Raw genomic sequence first — 16138 nt, 5'->3', positions numbered from 1 at the left:
AAAATGATTTCTAGTATGACAGGGTTTGGAAGATCGAAAGTAGAAAGTGATACTTTTCAAATTACAGTAGAAATGAAATCGGTGAACCACCGTTTTTTAGAGATGAGTATTCGACTTCCTAAGCAAATGATGGTATTTGAGGACAAAATTCGTAAAATAATTGCACAGCAAGTTCGACGTGGGCGCATCGAAGTGTCCATTAGTATAGCAGGTGAAGGACTTGTTGAAAGAAAATTAAGTGTGAATTGGTCACTTCTTGAGCAGTACCAATCGATGATGGAAGATATAAAAGGGAAATTTCAATTACAAGATTCTATTACACTCGAACAATTAATGGCAATGCCAGAAGTAACAGCAATTGAAGAAATAGAAAATGTAAATGAACATTTTGAGAACAGTTTATATGAGGCTGTTCGTCAAGCTGCTCATATGTTGAAAACGATGAGAGATGGCGAAGGAGAACGATTACATAAAGATATAGCGTATCGTTTACAAGAGATTAGCAATTGTGTAAATGCGATTATTCCACATGCACCAATTGTTACACAAAAATATCGTGAACGATTAGAAAATCGCTTAAAAGAATTACATAATCAAGATCTAGATGAACAAAGATTGCTAACAGAAGTCGCAATCTTTGCAGAGCGTTGTGATATTCATGAAGAGTTAGTTCGTTTGCAAAGTCATTTAGAGCAATTTCGTGAAACATTGCAGATTGAAGAGCCTGTTGGAAGGAAAATGGATTTCATCGTGCAAGAGATGCATAGAGAAATTAATACGATTGGTTCTAAGGCAAATGACTTAACAATTTCAAAATATGTTGTAGAAATGAAAAATAACCTTGAAAAAATTCGTGAACAAGTACAAAATATTGAGTAGCTTTCAAAAAATATATAAAGTTATACGTGGTGGAGAAATCGGATAGACTTACTAGGAGGCGCAAACTATGGCCATGCGGTTTTTAAATATTGGATACGGAAATATTGTATCTGCTCATCGAATTATTGCTATTGTAAGTCCGGAGTCAGCTCCTATTAAACGAACAGTACAAGAAGCACGCGAACATAATGCTTTGCTTGATGCTACGTATGGGAGAAAAACAAGGGCGGTTATTGTTATGGATGATGGGCATGTTGTATTAAGTCCAATTCAACCAGAGACGATTGCACATCGTTTGAATAATAAAGAAGATTTAAGTGAGGAAGGGTAGGTTTTACATATTTATGAGAAGTAGAAGAGGATTGCTCATCGTTCTTTCAGGGCCTTCTGGGGTTGGAAAAGGGACGGTTCGTAAAGAGCTGTTTAGCCATGAGGATACACGTTTTCAGTACTCTATTTCAGTAACGACACGTAAGCCGCGTGAAGGTGAAGTAGATGGTGTGGATTATTTCTTTAAAGAAAGAGAAGAATTCGAGGAAATGATTCGTAATGAAAAATTACTTGAGTGGGCTGAGTTCGTAGGTAATTATTACGGAACACCGATTGACTATGTTGAAAAAACATTACAAGAAGGAAAAGATGTATTCTTAGAAATTGAAGTGCAAGGAGCAATTCAAGTTAAGAAAGCTTTCCCAGAAGGTGTATTTATTTTCTTAGCACCTCCAAGTTTATCTGAACTAAAGAGCCGTATTGTCGGACGTGGTACAGAGACTGAAGATGTTATTGAAAATCGTTTAACTGTAGCGAAAGAAGAAATCGAGATGATGGACGCTTACGACTATGTAGTAGAAAACGATCAAGTTGAATTAGCTTGTGATAGAATTAAAGCAATTGTGGTTGGCGAACATTGCCGCCGCGAAAGGGTAGCAAAATATTATAAAGAAATGACGGAGGGTCTATAATTATGTTAAATCCATCAATTGACTCATTACTACAAAAAATCGATTCTAAGTACACTTTAGTAACAGTGGCTGCAAAACGCGCACGTGAAATGCAACTTGCTAATAACTGTGTTGTAGAAAAACCTGTTTCTCATAAATGTGTAGGTAAAGCATTAGAAGAAATCGATGCAGAAGCATTAAGCTACGTACCAAGTGAAGATAAAGTAGCTGAATAAGCCTTTGCCTTCGACAAAATAAAACATAGACTTTATAATTTTCTATGTAACGGTAACAACCTATTTACAAGTAGGTTGTTATTTTTTTACGAAAGGAATGAAATATTGGTACTGACGAGCTGAGAATTCTATTTCAGTATTATAAGTTTGAAAAAGAAAGAGGACGAGTCATATGCTAAAAGGGAAAAAGATACTTCTATGTGTAACAGGAGGCATTGCGGTTTTTAAAGCAGCTGCGTTAACGAGTAAATTGACACAATCTGGCGCGATTGTCAAAGTAATGATGAGTGAGTCGGCAATGAAGTTTGTTACGCCTCTTACATTCCAAGCGCTTTCTCGCCATGATGTATATACGGATACATTCGATGAGAAAGACTCAGCTGTTATTGCTCATATTGATTTAGCAGATTGGGCGGATGTTGTACTTGTCGCACCTGCTACTGCCAATTGTATTGGAAAGTTAGCTGGTGGTATTGCAGATGATATGATTACAACTACTTTGTTAGCTACTACAGCTCCGGTATGGATTGCGCCTGCTATGAATGTGCATATGTATGAAAATAAAATAGTTCAAAAAAATATGATGACATTGAAAACGCTAGGATATACATTTATTGAGCCTGGGGAAGGCTTTTTAGCATGTGGATATGTAGCGAAGGGACGACTAGAAGAACCTGAAGCAATTATTGCACGGTTAGAGGAAGCTTTCTCAGAACACAAACCATTGCAGGGAAAAAGAATATTAATAACTGCTGGCCCAACACGTGAAAAGGTTGATCCAGTTCGTTTTATGACGAATTTTTCTTCTGGGAAAATGGGGTATGCGATTGCGGAAGTGGCAGCGAATTTAGGCGCTGATGTTATACTCGTTTCAGGACCGACAGCATTAAATCCACCGTTACATGTAACGACAGTGCAAGTGGAATCTGCACAAGATATGTTAGAAGCAGTTCTTCAACATTATCAAAACGTAGACGTTGTCATTAAAACAGCAGCAGTTGCAGATTATCGTCCGAAATATGTGCATGAGAATAAAATGAAAAAGCAAAATGGTGATGCTGTCATTGAACTTGAAAGAACGGTGGATATTTTAAAAACATTAGGTCAGAAAAAGGATAAACAGTTACTTATCGGTTTTGCTGCTGAAACGACAAATGTAGAGGAATATGCAACGAAAAAACTACGTGAGAAAAATGCAGATATGATTGTCGCGAATGATGTAAAAGCGCAAGGAGCTGGATTTGGCACGGATACGAATATTGTAACAATGTATAGAAAAGATGGAAAAGTTATTGAGTTGCCACTTTTAATGAAAAAAGAGGTAGCTCGTGAAATATTGAAGCAAATTGAAATGATGTTAGAAGATGATCGTTTATGAAATTTGCAAGTGTAATTGTTGATGTACCTGCCCGTCAGACAGATCGACCATTTGATTATATTATTCCTAAAAAATGGGAAGATATTGTACAGACAGGAATGCGTGTAGTAGTTCCGTTTGGGCCAAGAAAATTGCAAGGTTTTATTATTGGGATTAAAGATTCGGTGGATGTAGAAAGTAAGAAGTTAAAGACAATCCATGAAATATTAGATGTAACACCGGTTTTAAATGATGAATTATTAAAGCTTGGATATTGGCTTACAAGTGAAACGTTATGCTACATGATTTCAGCTTTTCAAGTGATGCTTCCAACTGCGATAAAAGCAACGTATAAAAAACGTCTACAACTTTGTAAACAGGAAGAAATAGCACCTGAAATACTATATTTATTTCAGGATAAAGAAGCAATTGATTTTGAAGTAATCGAGCAACAGCCACATTTATACCGAACTATTCAACAAGAAATTAAAAATGGTACGGTTGAAGTCGTTTATCAAGTGAAAGATAAAGTACAAAAGAAGAAGCAAAGAGTGGTTCAGCCGGAGTTGCCAGAAGATAAATTGGAATTAGCGGCATTTGAACTGAAAAGTAAAAAACAACAAGATGTACTTTATTATTTTGTGGAAAATTATAAAAGTACACCGTTGAAAGTAATTACAGAAGAGTTACAAATAACAGATGCTCCAATAAAAGCACTTGTTAAAAAGGGATTCATTTCAGAAAAGTATGTGGAAGTATACCGAAATCCGTATGACGATGATGATTTTGAACAAACAAAACCATTTCCACTTACGGAGGAACAAAAACAAGTTATTACACCGATTTTATCATCAATTACAAATGAAACTTATAATCCATTTTTACTATATGGTGTTACAGGAAGTGGAAAGACAGAAGTATATTTACAATCTATAGCAGCAGTGCTCAAGAAAGGAAAAGAAGCTATCGTTCTTGTTCCTGAAATTGCACTAACGCCCCAAATGGTGGATCGTTTTAAAGGTAGGTTTGGCTCGCAAGTTGCAGTTCTTCATAGTGCGTTGTCTGTTGGAGAAAAGTATGACGAGTGGCGTAAGATTTTAAGAAAAGAAGTGAAAGTTGTAGTTGGTGCGCGTTCAGCTGTTTTTGCGCCTTTTGAGAATTTAGGGATTATTATTATTGATGAAGAGCATGAATCAAGTTACAAACAAGAAGATAATCCGAGGTATCATGCAAGAGATGTAGCTGTCTGGAGAGGACAATATCATAAATGTCCTATCGTTCTTGGTAGTGCGACACCAACACTTGAATCGTTTGCAAGGGCGAAAAAAGGTGTTTATGAACTATTAACAATGGAAAAACGTATGAATGAACAAGCTTTACCAACGGTAGAGATTGTTGACATGCGAGAAGAACTTCGTGACGGGAATCGATCAATGTTTTCTAAGGCGCTGCATGAAAAAATAGCAGATCGATTAGAAAAGAAAGAACAAATGGTACTCTTTTTAAATAGAAGAGGTCATTCTACATTTGTTATGTGCCGTGATTGTGGGTATGTTGTACAATGTCCGCATTGTGATATTTCATTGACATATCATAAAATGAATCATCGTTTAAAATGTCATTATTGTAGTTACGAAGAGAATATGCCAACTGAGTGTCCAGCTTGTCAAAGTACATACATTCGTTTCTTTGGTACAGGTACACAAAAGGTAGAAGAAGAAATTACAAAACTATTTCCAGAGGCACGAGTCATTCGAATGGATGTAGATACGACAAGTCGAAAAGGAATGCATGAAAAATTATTAAAGGCGTTTGGGGAAGAAAAAGCAGATATATTACTTGGAACACAAATGATTGCTAAAGGATTAGATTTTCCGAAAGTAACGCTCGTTGGGGTTTTAACTGCAGATACGATGCTTCACTTACCTGATTTTCGGGCGAGTGAAAAGACATATCAGTTACTGACGCAAGTAAGTGGACGAGCGGGTAGACATGAATTGCCAGGGGAAGTTGTGATTCAAACGTATACGCCAGAACATTACAGTATAGAGTTAGCGAAGAACCAACAATATGATGTGTTTTTTGACCAAGAAATGCAAATGAGACGAACAAGACAATATCCCCCATATTACTATGTTGTACTCGTAACTGTATCTCATCCAGAATTATTAAAAGCGGTACAAGTGACGGAAAAAATTGCCTCGTATTTACGAACGCATTGCTCACAGCAAACAATGGTGCTAGGACCAGTTGCTTCAGCGATTCCAAGGATAAAAGATAGATATCGTTATCAATGCATGATAAAATACAAACGGGAACCAAACTTAAAGAACGTGCTCAAAATGGTAAATGAACATTATCAAGCAGAAATGCAAAAAGAGCTACAAATCTCAATTGATTTTAATCCAACAATGTTAATGTAGCGGAGGGAAATATGGCAGTTTTAGAAATAATAAAGCATCCAAATGAAGTGTTAGAAACACCATGCGAAAGAGTAATTAACTTTGATAAAAAGTTAGTGAAATTGTTGAAAGATATGCATGAAACAATGTTAATTGCGGACGGAGTCGGTTTAGCTGCGCCTCAAGTAGGTGTAAGCTTGCAAGTAGCGGTTGTTGATGTAGATGATGATACTGGGAAAATCGAGTTAATCAATCCATCAATATTAGAAAAACGTGGTGAACAAGTAGGTCCCGAAGGCTGTTTAAGCTTCCCGGGACTTTATGGTGAAGTAGAACGTGCCGATTATATTAAAGTAAGAGCGCAAAATCGCCGTGGGAAAGTATTCTTATTAGAAGCGGAAGGATTTTTAGCGCGTGCAATTCAACATGAAATTGATCATTTACACGGTGTTTTATTTACATCGAAAGTGACAAGATATTATGAAGAAAACGAACTAGAATAGGTGTTAAAAGGAGCGGTTTTTAAATGATAAAAGTAGTGTTTATGGGAACACCGGACTTTTCAGTGCCGGTGCTTCGTCGTCTTATTGAAGATGGCTATGAGGTAGTAGGTGTTGTGACGCAACCTGATCGTCCAGTAGGTAGAAAAAAAGTATTAACACCTACACCTGTTAAAGTTGAAGCGGAAAAACATGGTATCCCTGTGTTACAGCCGTTAAAAATTCGTGAAAAAGATGAATATGAAAAAGTATTGGCATTAGAGCCAGATTTAATTGTAACAGCTGCATTTGGGCAGATTGTACCAAATGAAATTTTAGAAGCACCAAAGTATGGGTGTATTAATGTTCACGCTTCTTTACTTCCTGAACTTCGTGGTGGTGCACCAATTCATTATGCAATTATGGAAGGTAAAGAAAAAACAGGTATTACAATTATGTATATGGTAGAAAAATTGGATGCTGGTGATATCTTAACGCAAGTGGAAGTTGAAATTGAAGAGCGTGAAACGACAGGCTCATTATTTGATAAATTAAGTGAAGCAGGAGCACACCTTCTATCTAAAACAGTGCCTTTATTAATTCAAGGTAAGTTAGAACCGATTAAACAAAACGAAGAAGAAGTAACGTTTGCGTACAATATAAAACGTGAGCAAGAGAAAATTGATTGGACAAAAACAGGTGAAGAAGTATACAATCACATTCGCGGATTGAATCCATGGCCAGTTGCTTATACAACTTTAGCAGGACAAGTTGTTAAAGTATGGTGGGGGGAAAAAGTGCCTATAACTGAACCGGCTGAAGCAGGTACGATTGTTGCAATCGAAGAAGATGGTTTTGTTGTAGCAACGAGTAATGAAACAGGTGTTAAAATTACTGAATTGCAACCTTCTGGTAAAAAGCGTATGAGTTGTTCACAATTTTTACGTGGAACAAAACCTGAAATTGGAACGAAGTTAGGAGAAAATGCATGAGACAAAATGTTCGTGAATTAGCTCTTGATGGTTTAATTCAAGTGGAAAAAAGTGGTGCATATAGCAACTTACTTTTAAATAATCTAATTGAAAAAAGTGCAATTGATAGAAAAGATATTGGTTTATTAACTGAAATTGTATATGGAACGATTCAACGTCGTGACACATTAGATTATTATTTACAGCCTTTTTTAAAAAAGAAGGTTGAGGCGTGGGTAAGAGTATTGCTTCGCTTATCTTTATATCAAATGATTTATTTAGACCGAGTGCCAGAAAGAGCGGCTATTCATGAAGCGGTTGAGATTGCAAAGCGTCGCGGGCATAAAGGAATTGCTGGTATGGTGAACGGTGTATTACGTTCGATTCAGAGAGAAGGTGTACCTTCTGTAGATGAAATCAAGGATCCAGTAGAACGTCTTGCAATTACAACAAGTCATCCAGTTTGGCTTGTCCAAGAGTGGACTTCAGAATACGGTTTAGAAACTGCAGAAAAAATGTGCGAAGTAAACATGTTACCCCCTGTACCAACAGCGCGTGTGAATGTTGATAAGGTAACTGTAGAAGAAGCGATTGAGTTGTTGGCAAGTGAAGGTATAGAAGCAAAACGTGGTGACTTATCAGATGATGCTATTCAGATTGAAAGAGGAAATGTAGCGCATACAGAAGCGTTTAAAAAAGGATTTCTTTCTATTCAAGATGAAAGTTCTATGCTTGTAGCACGCGCTTTAGAACCGAATACGGGAGATGCAGTTCTTGATAGTTGTGCTGCTCCAGGCGGAAAAACAACGCATATCGCGGAACGATTAAAGGGAACTGGTAAGGTCATGTCCCTTGATTTACATGCACACAAAGTACGTTTAATTAAACAGCAAGCAGAGCGACTTGGTCTAGAAAATGTCGAAACTAAAGCGCTAGATGCTAGAAAAGTGCAAGAGCACTTTGCAAATGAAACGTTTGATAAAATATTGGTAGATGCACCGTGTTCTGGATTTGGTGTAATTAGACGTAAACCTGATATTAAGTTAGGAAAAGATAAAGGCGATAGTGAAAGATTATCGACGATTCAAATTGCAATACTAGAAAAAATAGCACCATTATTAAAACAAGGCGGTCGTCTTGTTTATAGTACGTGCACAATTGAGAAAATAGAAAATGAACAAGTAATAGAGAAATTTTTACAAGAACATCCTGAATTTGAATGGGATACTACGCTTAAAGAGCGTATGCCAGAAAAATTAACTCCGTATATTGATGAAGGTCAAGTGCAAATTTTACCGCATTATTTTGCGACGGATGGCTTTTATATTGCTTGTTTAAGGAAGAAGGTGTAGCATCATGGAAACGACTGTAAGAAAACAAAAGAAAAATTTAGAAATGAAGAAACCATCAATTTACTCTTTACAACTTCATGAAATGCAAGATTGGTTAAAGGAACAAGGAGAACCGAAGTTCCGTGCTGGACAAATTTTTGATTGGTTATATAAAAAACGTGTAAAAAATTATGAGGATATGTCAAACCTTTCTAAAGGATTGCGTGATAAATTGTCGAATTCCTTTGATATTACTACTTTAAAAACGTTAGTAAAACAAACGTCTTCGGATGGAACAATTAAATTCTTATTCCAATTATATGACGGATATTCTATTGAAACGGTATTAATGCGACACGAATATGGAAATTCCATTTGTGTAACAACGCAAGTTGGTTGTCGTATTGGGTGTACGTTCTGTGCTTCGACACTTGGTGGATTAAAGCGAAACCTAGAAGCTGGAGAAATCGTAGCGCAAGTAGTAGAAGTTCAGCGTGCGCTTGATGAAACAGAAGAACGTGTAAGTTCTCTTGTTGTTATGGGGATTGGAGAACCATTTGATAACTATGATAATTTAATGGGATTCTTACGCATCATTAACCATGAAAAAGGACTTCATATTGGTGCGAGACATATGACTGTTTCGACGAGTGGAATTATCCCGAAAATTTATAAGTTTGCTGAAGAAGATCTACAAATTAATTTTGCGATTTCATTGCATGCTCCAAACTCAGAATTACGTTCAAAATTAATGCCGATTAACCGTGCTTATAAATTACCAGATTTAATGGAAGCTATTAAATACTATGTAAATAGAACAGGGCGTCGTATTACTTTTGAATATGGATTATTTGGAGGAGAAAATGACCAAGTAGAGCATGCTGAAGAGCTTGCTGCGCTCTTAAAAGGTGTAAAATGTCATGTGAACTTGATTCCGGTAAACTACGTACCTGAACGTGATTATGTACGTACGCCACGTGAACAAATTTTCTTGTTCGAGAAAACGTTAAAAGATCGTGGAGTGAATGTAACGATTCGCCGTGAACAAGGTCATGATATTGATGCAGCCTGCGGTCAGTTGCGTGCGAAGGAGCGCAAAGAAGAGACGAGGTGACGAGATGAAAGCCGTATTTCTATCGGATAAAGGAAAAGTTCGTCAACATAATGAAGATAGTGCAGGAGTTTTTCACAATTTAGATGGAAATGTATTAGCGGTAGTAGCAGATGGAATGGGAGGTCATCGAGCTGGTGATGTAGCTAGCTCGATGGCCATTCAATTATTCCATGATTATTGGAAGCAAACACATAATATGAATGAGCCGAAAAAAGTAGAACAATGGTTACATACTAGTGTTGGGATTATTAATGAGCGTATATATGAATATGCTCAGCAAAATGCAGAATGTAATGGTATGGGAACAACGCTTATAATAGCTGTTTGTACACCAAACTTTGTGACAATAGGGCATATAGGAGATAGTCGTTGCTATATGGTATCAGAAGGAGAAATGACGCTAGTAACGGAAGATCATTCACTTGTAAATGAGCTGGTGAAACATGGTGAAATTTCAAAGGAAGACGCAGAGTATCATCCGAAAAAGAATGTGTTATTAAGAGCATTAGGAACAGAAGAAAAAGTTGGGTTAGATGTTAAAACGTTGGTGATTGAGGAAGATGATCAATTACTTCTTTGCTCTGATGGGTTATCAAACAAAGTTTCTATTGATGATATGCGACAAATTTTACAGTTAAATGAACAGCTTGAAGGTAAAGGGCAGTGTCTCATTCAATTGGCAAATGATCGCGGTGGAGAAGATAATATCACACTTGTTCTTATTGATTATGCGGGTTCGACAAACGAAAGTAGGTGAAGTGCAACGTGCTGATTGGAAAACGCTTAAATGACCGTTATAAGCTGCTGAAAATGATTGGTGGTGGCGGAATGGCCAATGTATATTTAGCTCATGATGATATACTTGGCCGAGATGTAGCGGTAAAAATATTAAGACTCGACTACTCAAATAACGAAGAGTTTATTAAACGTTTCCATCGAGAAGCGCAGTCTGTTACAACGTTGTCGCATCCAAATATTGTGAATATGTATGATGTCGGAGAAGAAGATGGTATATACTATCTTGTCATGGAATATGTACCAGGGCAAACATTGAAGCAATACATAATTGAGCGAGGGATGTTACCTATAGGAGAAGCTCTTGATATTATGGAGCAGTTAACATCCGCTATGGCACACGCCCATCATTTTGAAATTGTGCATCGTGATATAAAGCCGCACAATATTTTAATTCGAGCTGATGGAATAATAAAAGTAACAGATTTTGGAATTGCGACAGCTACAAGTGCAACAACAATTACACATACAAATTCAGTGCTCGGTTCAGTCCATTATTTATCACCAGAACAGGCACGTGGCGGGATAGCAAATAAACAATCAGATATCTATTCTCTTGGGATAGTTATGTTTGAATTGTTAACAGGAAGACAACCGTTTTCTGGCGAATCTGCTGTTGCTATAGCTTTAAAACATTTACAAAGTGAAATCCCATCACCAAAAAGATGGAATGAAAATATTCCGCAAAGTGTTGAAAATATTATATTAAAAGCAACTGCAAAAGATCCGTTCCATCGATATCAATCTGCCAATGCGATGAAGCGAGATATTGAAACTGCGCTATATCCAGAGAGGATAAATGAGCAACCGTTTTACATACCAGAAGATATGGAAGCGACGAAAGCGATTCCGATTATTCAACAAGAACAATTATTTGAAAATGTAAGTGATGAAACGATTGTTTTAAAAGGGAGTAAGGTGGAAGAACCGATAAGAGCAGAAGCAGCTGAGTTAGATAAGAAGAAAAAACGGAGTAACAAGTGGCTTAAAGTTTTAATTTCAACATTTTTATTTTTAGCAATAGGAATAACATTAGCGCTTACGGTTATTCCAGGATTATTTATTCCGAAAGATGTGAAAGTTCCTGATGTGGCTGGTATGAAATACACGACAGCTGTAAATACATTAGTAGAAAAGGGCTTTGAGGTGACGGAGCCTAATATTGTATATACAGATGATGTTGAAGTTGGGGATGTAATAAAAACGGACCCTGTAGCAGGAAGAGTCGTAAAAGAAAACGCTAAAATTACTATCTATCAATCAGGTGGAAAAAAGAAAAGTAAGATGGCAAATTTCACAGGTCAAAACTTTGAGAGTGTAAAAGCTGAGTTAGAAGAAAAATATAAACAAGTTACAGTAAATTATATTGAAAATGATAAGCCGAAAGGTGAAATTGTAGAGCAAATTCCGACGCCTGATCAAATGGTTATAGAAGCGGAGCAAGAACTGAAAATCTGGGTAAGTAAAGGGCCTTATCAAATTAGACCAGGTGACTTTTCGGGGTGGACTGAAAATAGTGTAACTGGTTATTTGAATGAGAGAAAACTAACGTCAGATATAAAACGAGAGTATTCAGATACAGTCGAAAAAGGACTTGTAATTTCGCAATTTCCAAAACCAGGTACACCATTAAAAGAGGGAGATAAAGTAACTATTATTATCTCTGATGGTCAAAAGCCTAAAGTGACTAAAACGGTAAAAGTGGACAATATCTCTATCCCATATGAGCCTGCTGTAACAGGTGAAAAAAAGCCGCAAACAATAGAAATTTATAAAGAAGACATGCAGCAAAAAATGGATAGACCGGTTGAAACGAGAACAATTACTGAATCAGCGACTATTTCTTTAGAATTTGTAATTCAAGAAGGTTCAAAGGGACACTATAAAATTGTACGGGATGGAGTAACGATTATTGATAAAGAAGTACCATATCCAACTCAATAATAGTGAAAGTCTACTTATTATTATTGCCTGTTATGCTGTCTACAAAGTGGACGGTATAGCAGGCAAAAATATATGATTCAAAAAGCTAGTAAAGTGATGCAGCTGTAAATATTTTTTTGCATTTAATGGGAAATTCAATGTATATTAGCGAAAGTATATATGGTAGGTTTTGAAATCGTTATTTGGAAAATTTAAATCCATTCATTTTTAAATTCAGCATCACCTTATACAAAAAAGGAGAATTCTATGCCAGAAGGAAAAATTATAAAAGCTTTAAGTGGGTTTTATTACGTGCAGCATGAAGAAGGGGTTACGCAATGTCGTGGGCGAGGTGTATTTAGAAAAAATAAAATTACACCACTTGTAGGAGACCAAGTTGTTTTTCAGGCAGATAATCCAACTGAAGGTTATGTGCTTGAAGTGTTTGATCGAAAAAATGAACTTGTTAGACCTCCTATTGCTAATGTCGATCAAGCGATCCTTGTGTTCTCTGCAGTAGAACCAGATTTTAATCCTGGACTGTTAGATCGATTTTTAGTGCTGATTGAATATCATAACATTAAGCCAATTATTTGTATTAGCAAGATGGATTTAGTAGATGAAAAGATGAAAGCAACTGTTGAAGCTTATGCGAATGATTATCGTGAGATGGGTTATGATGTTTTATTTACTTCTATTAATACGTCAGAAAGTATTGATATATTAAAACCATACTTAGAAAATTGTGTTTCTGTCGTTGCGGGCCAATCTGGTGTTGGGAAATCTTCAATGCTTAATGTGCTACGTCCAGAATTAGAGCTGAAAACAAATGATATTTCTTCCCATTTAGGACGCGGGAAGCATACGACAAGACACGTAGAATTAATTGCAATTGGGAGTGGACTAGTAGCAGATACACCGGGTTTTAGTTCACTAGATTTCATTGATATAGAAGTAGAAGATCTTACATATTGTTTTCCAGAGTTGAAAGAAGCGAGCCAATACTGTAAATTTAGAGGGTGTACACATCTTTCTGAACCGAAATGTGCGGTGAAAGCTGCGGTTGAAGAAGGGAAGATTACAGAATATCGCTATAAGAACTATAAACAATTCGTAGAAGAAATTAGAGAGAGAAAGCCGAGGTATTAGTTATGATTAAAATTGCACCATCGATTTTATCAGCAGATTTTTCAAAATTAGGGGAAGAGATTAAAGATGTAGAAAAGGGCGGAGCGGATTACATTCACGTTGACGTAATGGATGGACATTTCGTACCAAATATTACGATTGGACCGTTAATTGTAGAAGCAATCCGTCCGATTACATCATTACCATTAGATGTACATTTAATGATTGAAAATCCTGATAACTATATCCCGACTTTCGCACAAGCGGGAGCGGATATTATTACTGTTCACGTAGAGGCGTGTCCGCATCTACATCGTACAATTCAGTTAATTAAATCTCATGGTATTAAAGCGGGCGTTGTATTAAATCCACATACGCCAGTTTCAGTGATTGAGCATGTATTAGAAGATATAGATATGGTATTACTTATGACAGTAAACCCTGGATTTGGTGGACAGAAGTTTATCCATTCTGTATTACCGAAAATTAAACAAGTTGCAGAAATGGTGAAAGAGCGCAATCTAGAAGTAGAAATTGAAGTTGATGGTGGTGTAAATGCTGAAACAGCAAGGCTTTGTGTGGAAGCAGGAGCAAATGTACTTGTAGCTGGGTCAGCAGTATACAATCAAAAAGACCGCGGTGAAGCAATTCGCGTAATTCGTGGGTAGTGATGAACTTTTATCCTAGTAAGGTATTTATAGGATAGGGTAAAAATATGTAAAAAGGCAATCTACCGAATGGCAGATTGCCTTTTTACAATGGAAGGGGAAGAAAAAATGATTATTCATATTTTGGCAGGAGGACCTTCGGAATATTGCGCAGATTTTGCTCAATATGAGAATGAGGAAGTAGTGTGGGCAGCGGTTGATAGGGGAGTATACCGTCTATTAAAGAAAGGGATTACACCGGCTGTTGCGTTTGGAGATTACGATTCAGTTACTGAAGAAGAATTAGTATGGATGGGACAGCAAACGAACGAATTACATATTGTTCCGCGAGAAAAAGATCAAACGGATTTAGAAATTGCAATTAACTGGGCATTAGGACAGAAACCGGTACTAATTCGTATTTTTGGTGCTACCGGTGGCAGGCTTGATCACGGTTTGGCAAATATACAGATGCTTTTAAAAGGGTTAGAAGTAGAGATAGAAATGTGTATTGTGGACAATAAAAATGAAATAACAGTTAAAAAAGTGGGTACACATATAATTGAAGAAAATAAAAAATTTCCTTATGTATCTTTTGTACCAGTTACTGAAATAGTGGAAGGGATTACATTGTTTGGTTTTAAGTACCCGCTTACTAATGAAACAATAGAGTGGGGATCAACACTTTGTATTAGTAACGAACTCGTTAAGGAAAAAGGTACTTTTTCATTTACTTCTGGCATATTAATGTTGATAAGAAGCACTGATTGAAGAAACAATTTTGCTCCTTACATCATATAGTGACCAAGTGGAGTAATGGGGATTAGGAGGGAAACCATGAGATTTTATACAATTAAGTTACCTAAATTTCTTGGTGGAATTGTTCGTGCAATGTTAAATACCTTCAAAAAAGATTAAAAAAAGCACCTATCACCGGTGCTTTTTCCATTGTTATAGTAAAAAAAGAGCCTATCGGCTCTTTTTTTTATTATTAAACACGTTCGATTTTGCCAGATTTTAATGCTCTAGCAGAAACGTAAACACGTTGAACTTTTCCGTCGATGCGTACGCGAACTTTTTGAAGGTTAGCGCCCCATTTACGTTTTGTAGCGTTCATTGCGTGAGAACGAGAGTTACCAGAACGAGCTTTTCTTCCAGTAATAGCACAAACACGAGCCATTTATATTTCCCTCCCTTGATACCTTACCATACGTAATTTTTCAATGTTAGTCTTTTATGCGATGCTAAAAACACTACTATAATTTAACACAACTAAAAAGAGAATGCAACACCGTAGAAAAAAGAAATCAAGAAAATTTACTTGACACTATATGTTAATGAAGAAAAGTTGAAATCCATAAAAATTGCTTGACATATTATAGTGGTACATGTTGTATAATAACAATGGACTATTTTGCTCATCATAAAAAAGTGTAATTTAAAACATAAAATATGAGAGTGAAAAGAAAGAACGATGGAATTTTCTTTAAAAAGATTATATGATAGTAACTAAAGTAGTCTAGCTCACTTTCACCATTTATGAAGGGGGAAACGAGATGTCAATTGAAATTAAAACGAAGTACGGTCAAATTGATATTAGTACAGATGTAATTGCAACAATTGCTGGAGGTGCCGCGGTAGATTGCTACGGTATCGTAGGTATGGCATCAAAAAATCAGTTAAAAGATGGATTAACAGACATTTTACGAAAAGAAAACTTCACTAGAGGTGTTATTGTTCGTAAAGATGAAGATGAAGTACATATTGATATGTATATTATTGTGAGCTATGGTACGAAAATTTCAGAAGTGGCACATAATGTGCAGACGAAAGTGAAATATACATTAGATCAAACTGTAGGACTAGCAGTAGATTCTGTAAACATCTACGTACAAGGAGTTAAAGTAATAAACTTGTAATGTGCATTAAGGAGGA

18 protein-coding genes are annotated in these 16138 nt (G+C 36.4%); 17 read left to right on the top strand and 1 reads right to left on the bottom strand.

Annotation, left to right across the window (positions count from 1 at the left end; all coding sequences use genetic code 11):
• Nucleotides 1-3: 3 nt before the first annotated feature.
• The 16 genes from GBN91_RS00500 (at nt 4) to spoVM (ending at nt 15121) form a co-directional block, all read left to right on the top strand.
• On the top strand, nt 4-879 hold the full coding sequence (locus GBN91_RS00500) for a YicC/YloC family endoribonuclease (protein WP_000625866.1): 876 nt from the start codon (nt 4-6) through the stop codon (nt 877-879).
• A gap of 67 nt (nt 880-946) precedes the next feature.
• On the top strand, nt 947-1210 hold the full coding sequence (gene remA, locus GBN91_RS00495; protein WP_001251456.1) for an extracellular matrix/biofilm regulator RemA: 264 nt from the start codon (nt 947-949) through the stop codon (nt 1208-1210).
• A 13-nt stretch (nt 1211-1223) separates the two neighbouring features.
• The gene (gmk, locus tag GBN91_RS00490; protein ID WP_001257741.1) at nt 1224-1841 is read left to right on the top strand and encodes a guanylate kinase; all 618 of its coding nucleotides are present in this window, start codon (nt 1224-1226) and stop codon (nt 1839-1841) included.
• A gap of 2 nt (nt 1842-1843) precedes the next feature.
• The gene (rpoZ, locus tag GBN91_RS00485) at nt 1844-2056 is read left to right on the top strand and encodes a DNA-directed RNA polymerase subunit omega (protein ID WP_000933960.1); all 213 of its coding nucleotides are present in this window, start codon (nt 1844-1846) and stop codon (nt 2054-2056) included.
• 172 nt (nt 2057-2228) lie between these two features.
• Nucleotides 2229-3434 (top strand): bifunctional phosphopantothenoylcysteine decarboxylase/phosphopantothenate--cysteine ligase CoaBC, encoded by a 1206-nt coding sequence (gene coaBC, locus GBN91_RS00480; RefSeq protein WP_000911750.1) that lies wholly within the window; start codon nt 2229-2231, stop codon nt 3432-3434.
• Entirely contained in the window at nt 3431-5836 is a 2406-nt protein-coding gene (gene priA / locus GBN91_RS00475) for a primosomal protein N' (RefSeq protein ID WP_000666720.1), read from the top strand. The genes coaBC and priA overlap by 4 nt, the downstream gene beginning before the upstream one ends.
• A gap of 11 nt (nt 5837-5847) precedes the next feature.
• Nucleotides 5848-6318 carry a peptide deformylase gene (gene def / locus GBN91_RS00470; RefSeq protein WP_000279455.1) on the top strand — a complete coding sequence of 157 codons (471 nt, stop codon included), beginning with the start codon at nt 5848-5850 and terminating at the stop codon, nt 6316-6318.
• Between the two features lie 23 nt (nt 6319-6341).
• Nucleotides 6342-7286 carry a methionyl-tRNA formyltransferase gene (gene fmt, locus GBN91_RS00465; protein ID WP_000598804.1) on the top strand — a complete coding sequence of 315 codons (945 nt, stop codon included), beginning with the start codon at nt 6342-6344 and terminating at the stop codon, nt 7284-7286.
• Entirely contained in the window at nt 7283-8617 is a 1335-nt protein-coding gene (gene rsmB, locus GBN91_RS00460) for a 16S rRNA (cytosine(967)-C(5))-methyltransferase RsmB (protein WP_001249666.1), read from the top strand. Before fmt ends, rsmB begins: the two co-directional genes overlap by 4 nt.
• A 4-nt stretch (nt 8618-8621) precedes the next feature.
• The gene (gene rlmN / locus GBN91_RS00455; RefSeq protein WP_006928333.1) at nt 8622-9710 is read left to right on the top strand and encodes a dual-specificity RNA methyltransferase RlmN; all 1089 of its coding nucleotides are present in this window, start codon (nt 8622-8624) and stop codon (nt 9708-9710) included.
• Between the two features lie 4 nt (nt 9711-9714).
• Nucleotides 9715-10467 (top strand): Stp1/IreP family PP2C-type Ser/Thr phosphatase, encoded by a 753-nt coding sequence (locus tag GBN91_RS00450; protein ID WP_000648701.1) that lies wholly within the window; start codon nt 9715-9717, stop codon nt 10465-10467.
• Between the two features lie 8 nt (nt 10468-10475).
• The gene (gene pknB / locus GBN91_RS00445) at nt 10476-12449 is read left to right on the top strand and encodes a Stk1 family PASTA domain-containing Ser/Thr kinase (protein ID WP_000904748.1); all 1974 of its coding nucleotides are present in this window, start codon (nt 10476-10478) and stop codon (nt 12447-12449) included.
• A gap of 246 nt (nt 12450-12695) precedes the next feature.
• Nucleotides 12696-13577 (top strand): ribosome small subunit-dependent GTPase A, encoded by an 882-nt coding sequence (gene rsgA, locus GBN91_RS00440; protein WP_001113932.1) that lies wholly within the window; start codon nt 12696-12698, stop codon nt 13575-13577.
• Between the two features lie 2 nt (nt 13578-13579).
• Nucleotides 13580-14224 carry a ribulose-phosphate 3-epimerase gene (rpe, locus tag GBN91_RS00435; RefSeq protein ID WP_006928335.1) on the top strand — a complete coding sequence of 215 codons (645 nt, stop codon included), beginning with the start codon at nt 13580-13582 and terminating at the stop codon, nt 14222-14224.
• Nucleotides 14225-14293: 69 nt separating this feature from the next.
• On the top strand, nt 14294-14974 hold the full coding sequence (locus GBN91_RS00430) for a thiamine diphosphokinase (protein WP_152121205.1): 681 nt from the start codon (nt 14294-14296) through the stop codon (nt 14972-14974).
• Between the two features lie 66 nt (nt 14975-15040).
• Nucleotides 15041-15121, top strand: coding sequence for a stage V sporulation protein SpoVM (gene spoVM / locus GBN91_RS00425; RefSeq protein WP_001213599.1), 81 nt, complete (start codon nt 15041-15043; stop codon nt 15119-15121).
• A 73-nt stretch (nt 15122-15194) separates the two neighbouring features.
• On the opposite strand, the gene rpmB is transcribed toward spoVM, so the two are convergent.
• Nucleotides 15195-15383, bottom strand: coding sequence for a 50S ribosomal protein L28 (rpmB, locus tag GBN91_RS00420; protein ID WP_000124776.1), 189 nt, complete (start codon nt 15381-15383; stop codon nt 15195-15197).
• A 376-nt stretch (nt 15384-15759) separates the two neighbouring features.
• Between rpmB and GBN91_RS00415 the strand changes: the two genes are divergently transcribed.
• Nucleotides 15760-16122, top strand: coding sequence for an Asp23/Gls24 family envelope stress response protein (locus GBN91_RS00415; protein WP_000021109.1), 363 nt, complete (start codon nt 15760-15762; stop codon nt 16120-16122).
• The last annotated feature ends 16 nt before the right edge of the window (nt 16123-16138 follow it).

Origin of the sequence: Bacillus sp. B1-WWTP-T-0.5-Post-4 (assembly GCF_009183795.1) — a bacterium.
Taxonomy (GTDB): Bacteria; Bacillota; Bacilli; order Bacillales; family Bacillaceae_G; genus Bacillus_A; species Bacillus_A cereus.
This window is presented reverse-complemented; position numbering and strand designations above follow the sequence as displayed.

What these genes read in the sequence shown, in the direction of transcription:
- def (WP_000279455.1), top strand. Translation starts at nt 5,848, where the DNA reads ATGGCAGTTTTAGAAATAATAAAGCATCCAAATGAAGTGTTAGAAACA.
- spoVM (WP_001213599.1), top strand. Translation starts at nt 15,041, where the DNA reads ATGAGATTTTATACAATTAAGTTACCTAAATTTCTTGGTGGAATTGTT.
- rpe (WP_006928335.1), top strand. Translation starts at nt 13,580, where the DNA reads ATGATTAAAATTGCACCATCGATTTTATCAGCAGATTTTTCAAAATTA.
- priA (WP_000666720.1), top strand. Translation starts at nt 3,431, where the DNA reads ATGAAATTTGCAAGTGTAATTGTTGATGTACCTGCCCGTCAGACAGAT.
- rlmN (WP_006928333.1), top strand. Translation starts at nt 8,622, where the DNA reads ATGGAAACGACTGTAAGAAAACAAAAGAAAAATTTAGAAATGAAGAAA.
- coaBC (WP_000911750.1), top strand. Translation starts at nt 2,229, where the DNA reads ATGCTAAAAGGGAAAAAGATACTTCTATGTGTAACAGGAGGCATTGCG.
- GBN91_RS00500 (WP_000625866.1), top strand. Translation starts at nt 4, where the DNA reads ATGATTTCTAGTATGACAGGGTTTGGAAGATCGAAAGTAGAAAGTGAT.
- gmk (WP_001257741.1), top strand. Translation starts at nt 1,224, where the DNA reads ATGAGAAGTAGAAGAGGATTGCTCATCGTTCTTTCAGGGCCTTCTGGG.
- GBN91_RS00430 (WP_152121205.1), top strand. Translation starts at nt 14,294, where the DNA reads ATGGCAGATTGCCTTTTTACAATGGAAGGGGAAGAAAAAATGATTATT.
- rsmB (WP_001249666.1), top strand. Translation starts at nt 7,283, where the DNA reads ATGAGACAAAATGTTCGTGAATTAGCTCTTGATGGTTTAATTCAAGTG.
- rsgA (WP_001113932.1), top strand. Translation starts at nt 12,696, where the DNA reads ATGCCAGAAGGAAAAATTATAAAAGCTTTAAGTGGGTTTTATTACGTG.
- rpoZ (WP_000933960.1), top strand. Translation starts at nt 1,844, where the DNA reads ATGTTAAATCCATCAATTGACTCATTACTACAAAAAATCGATTCTAAG.
- remA (WP_001251456.1), top strand. Translation starts at nt 947, where the DNA reads ATGGCCATGCGGTTTTTAAATATTGGATACGGAAATATTGTATCTGCT.
- GBN91_RS00415 (WP_000021109.1), top strand. Translation starts at nt 15,760, where the DNA reads ATGTCAATTGAAATTAAAACGAAGTACGGTCAAATTGATATTAGTACA.
- rpmB (WP_000124776.1), bottom strand. Translation starts at nt 15,383, where the DNA reads ATGGCTCGTGTTTGTGCTATTACTGGAAGAAAAGCTCGTTCTGGTAAC.
- fmt (WP_000598804.1), top strand. Translation starts at nt 6,342, where the DNA reads ATGATAAAAGTAGTGTTTATGGGAACACCGGACTTTTCAGTGCCGGTG.
- GBN91_RS00450 (WP_000648701.1), top strand. Translation starts at nt 9,715, where the DNA reads ATGAAAGCCGTATTTCTATCGGATAAAGGAAAAGTTCGTCAACATAAT.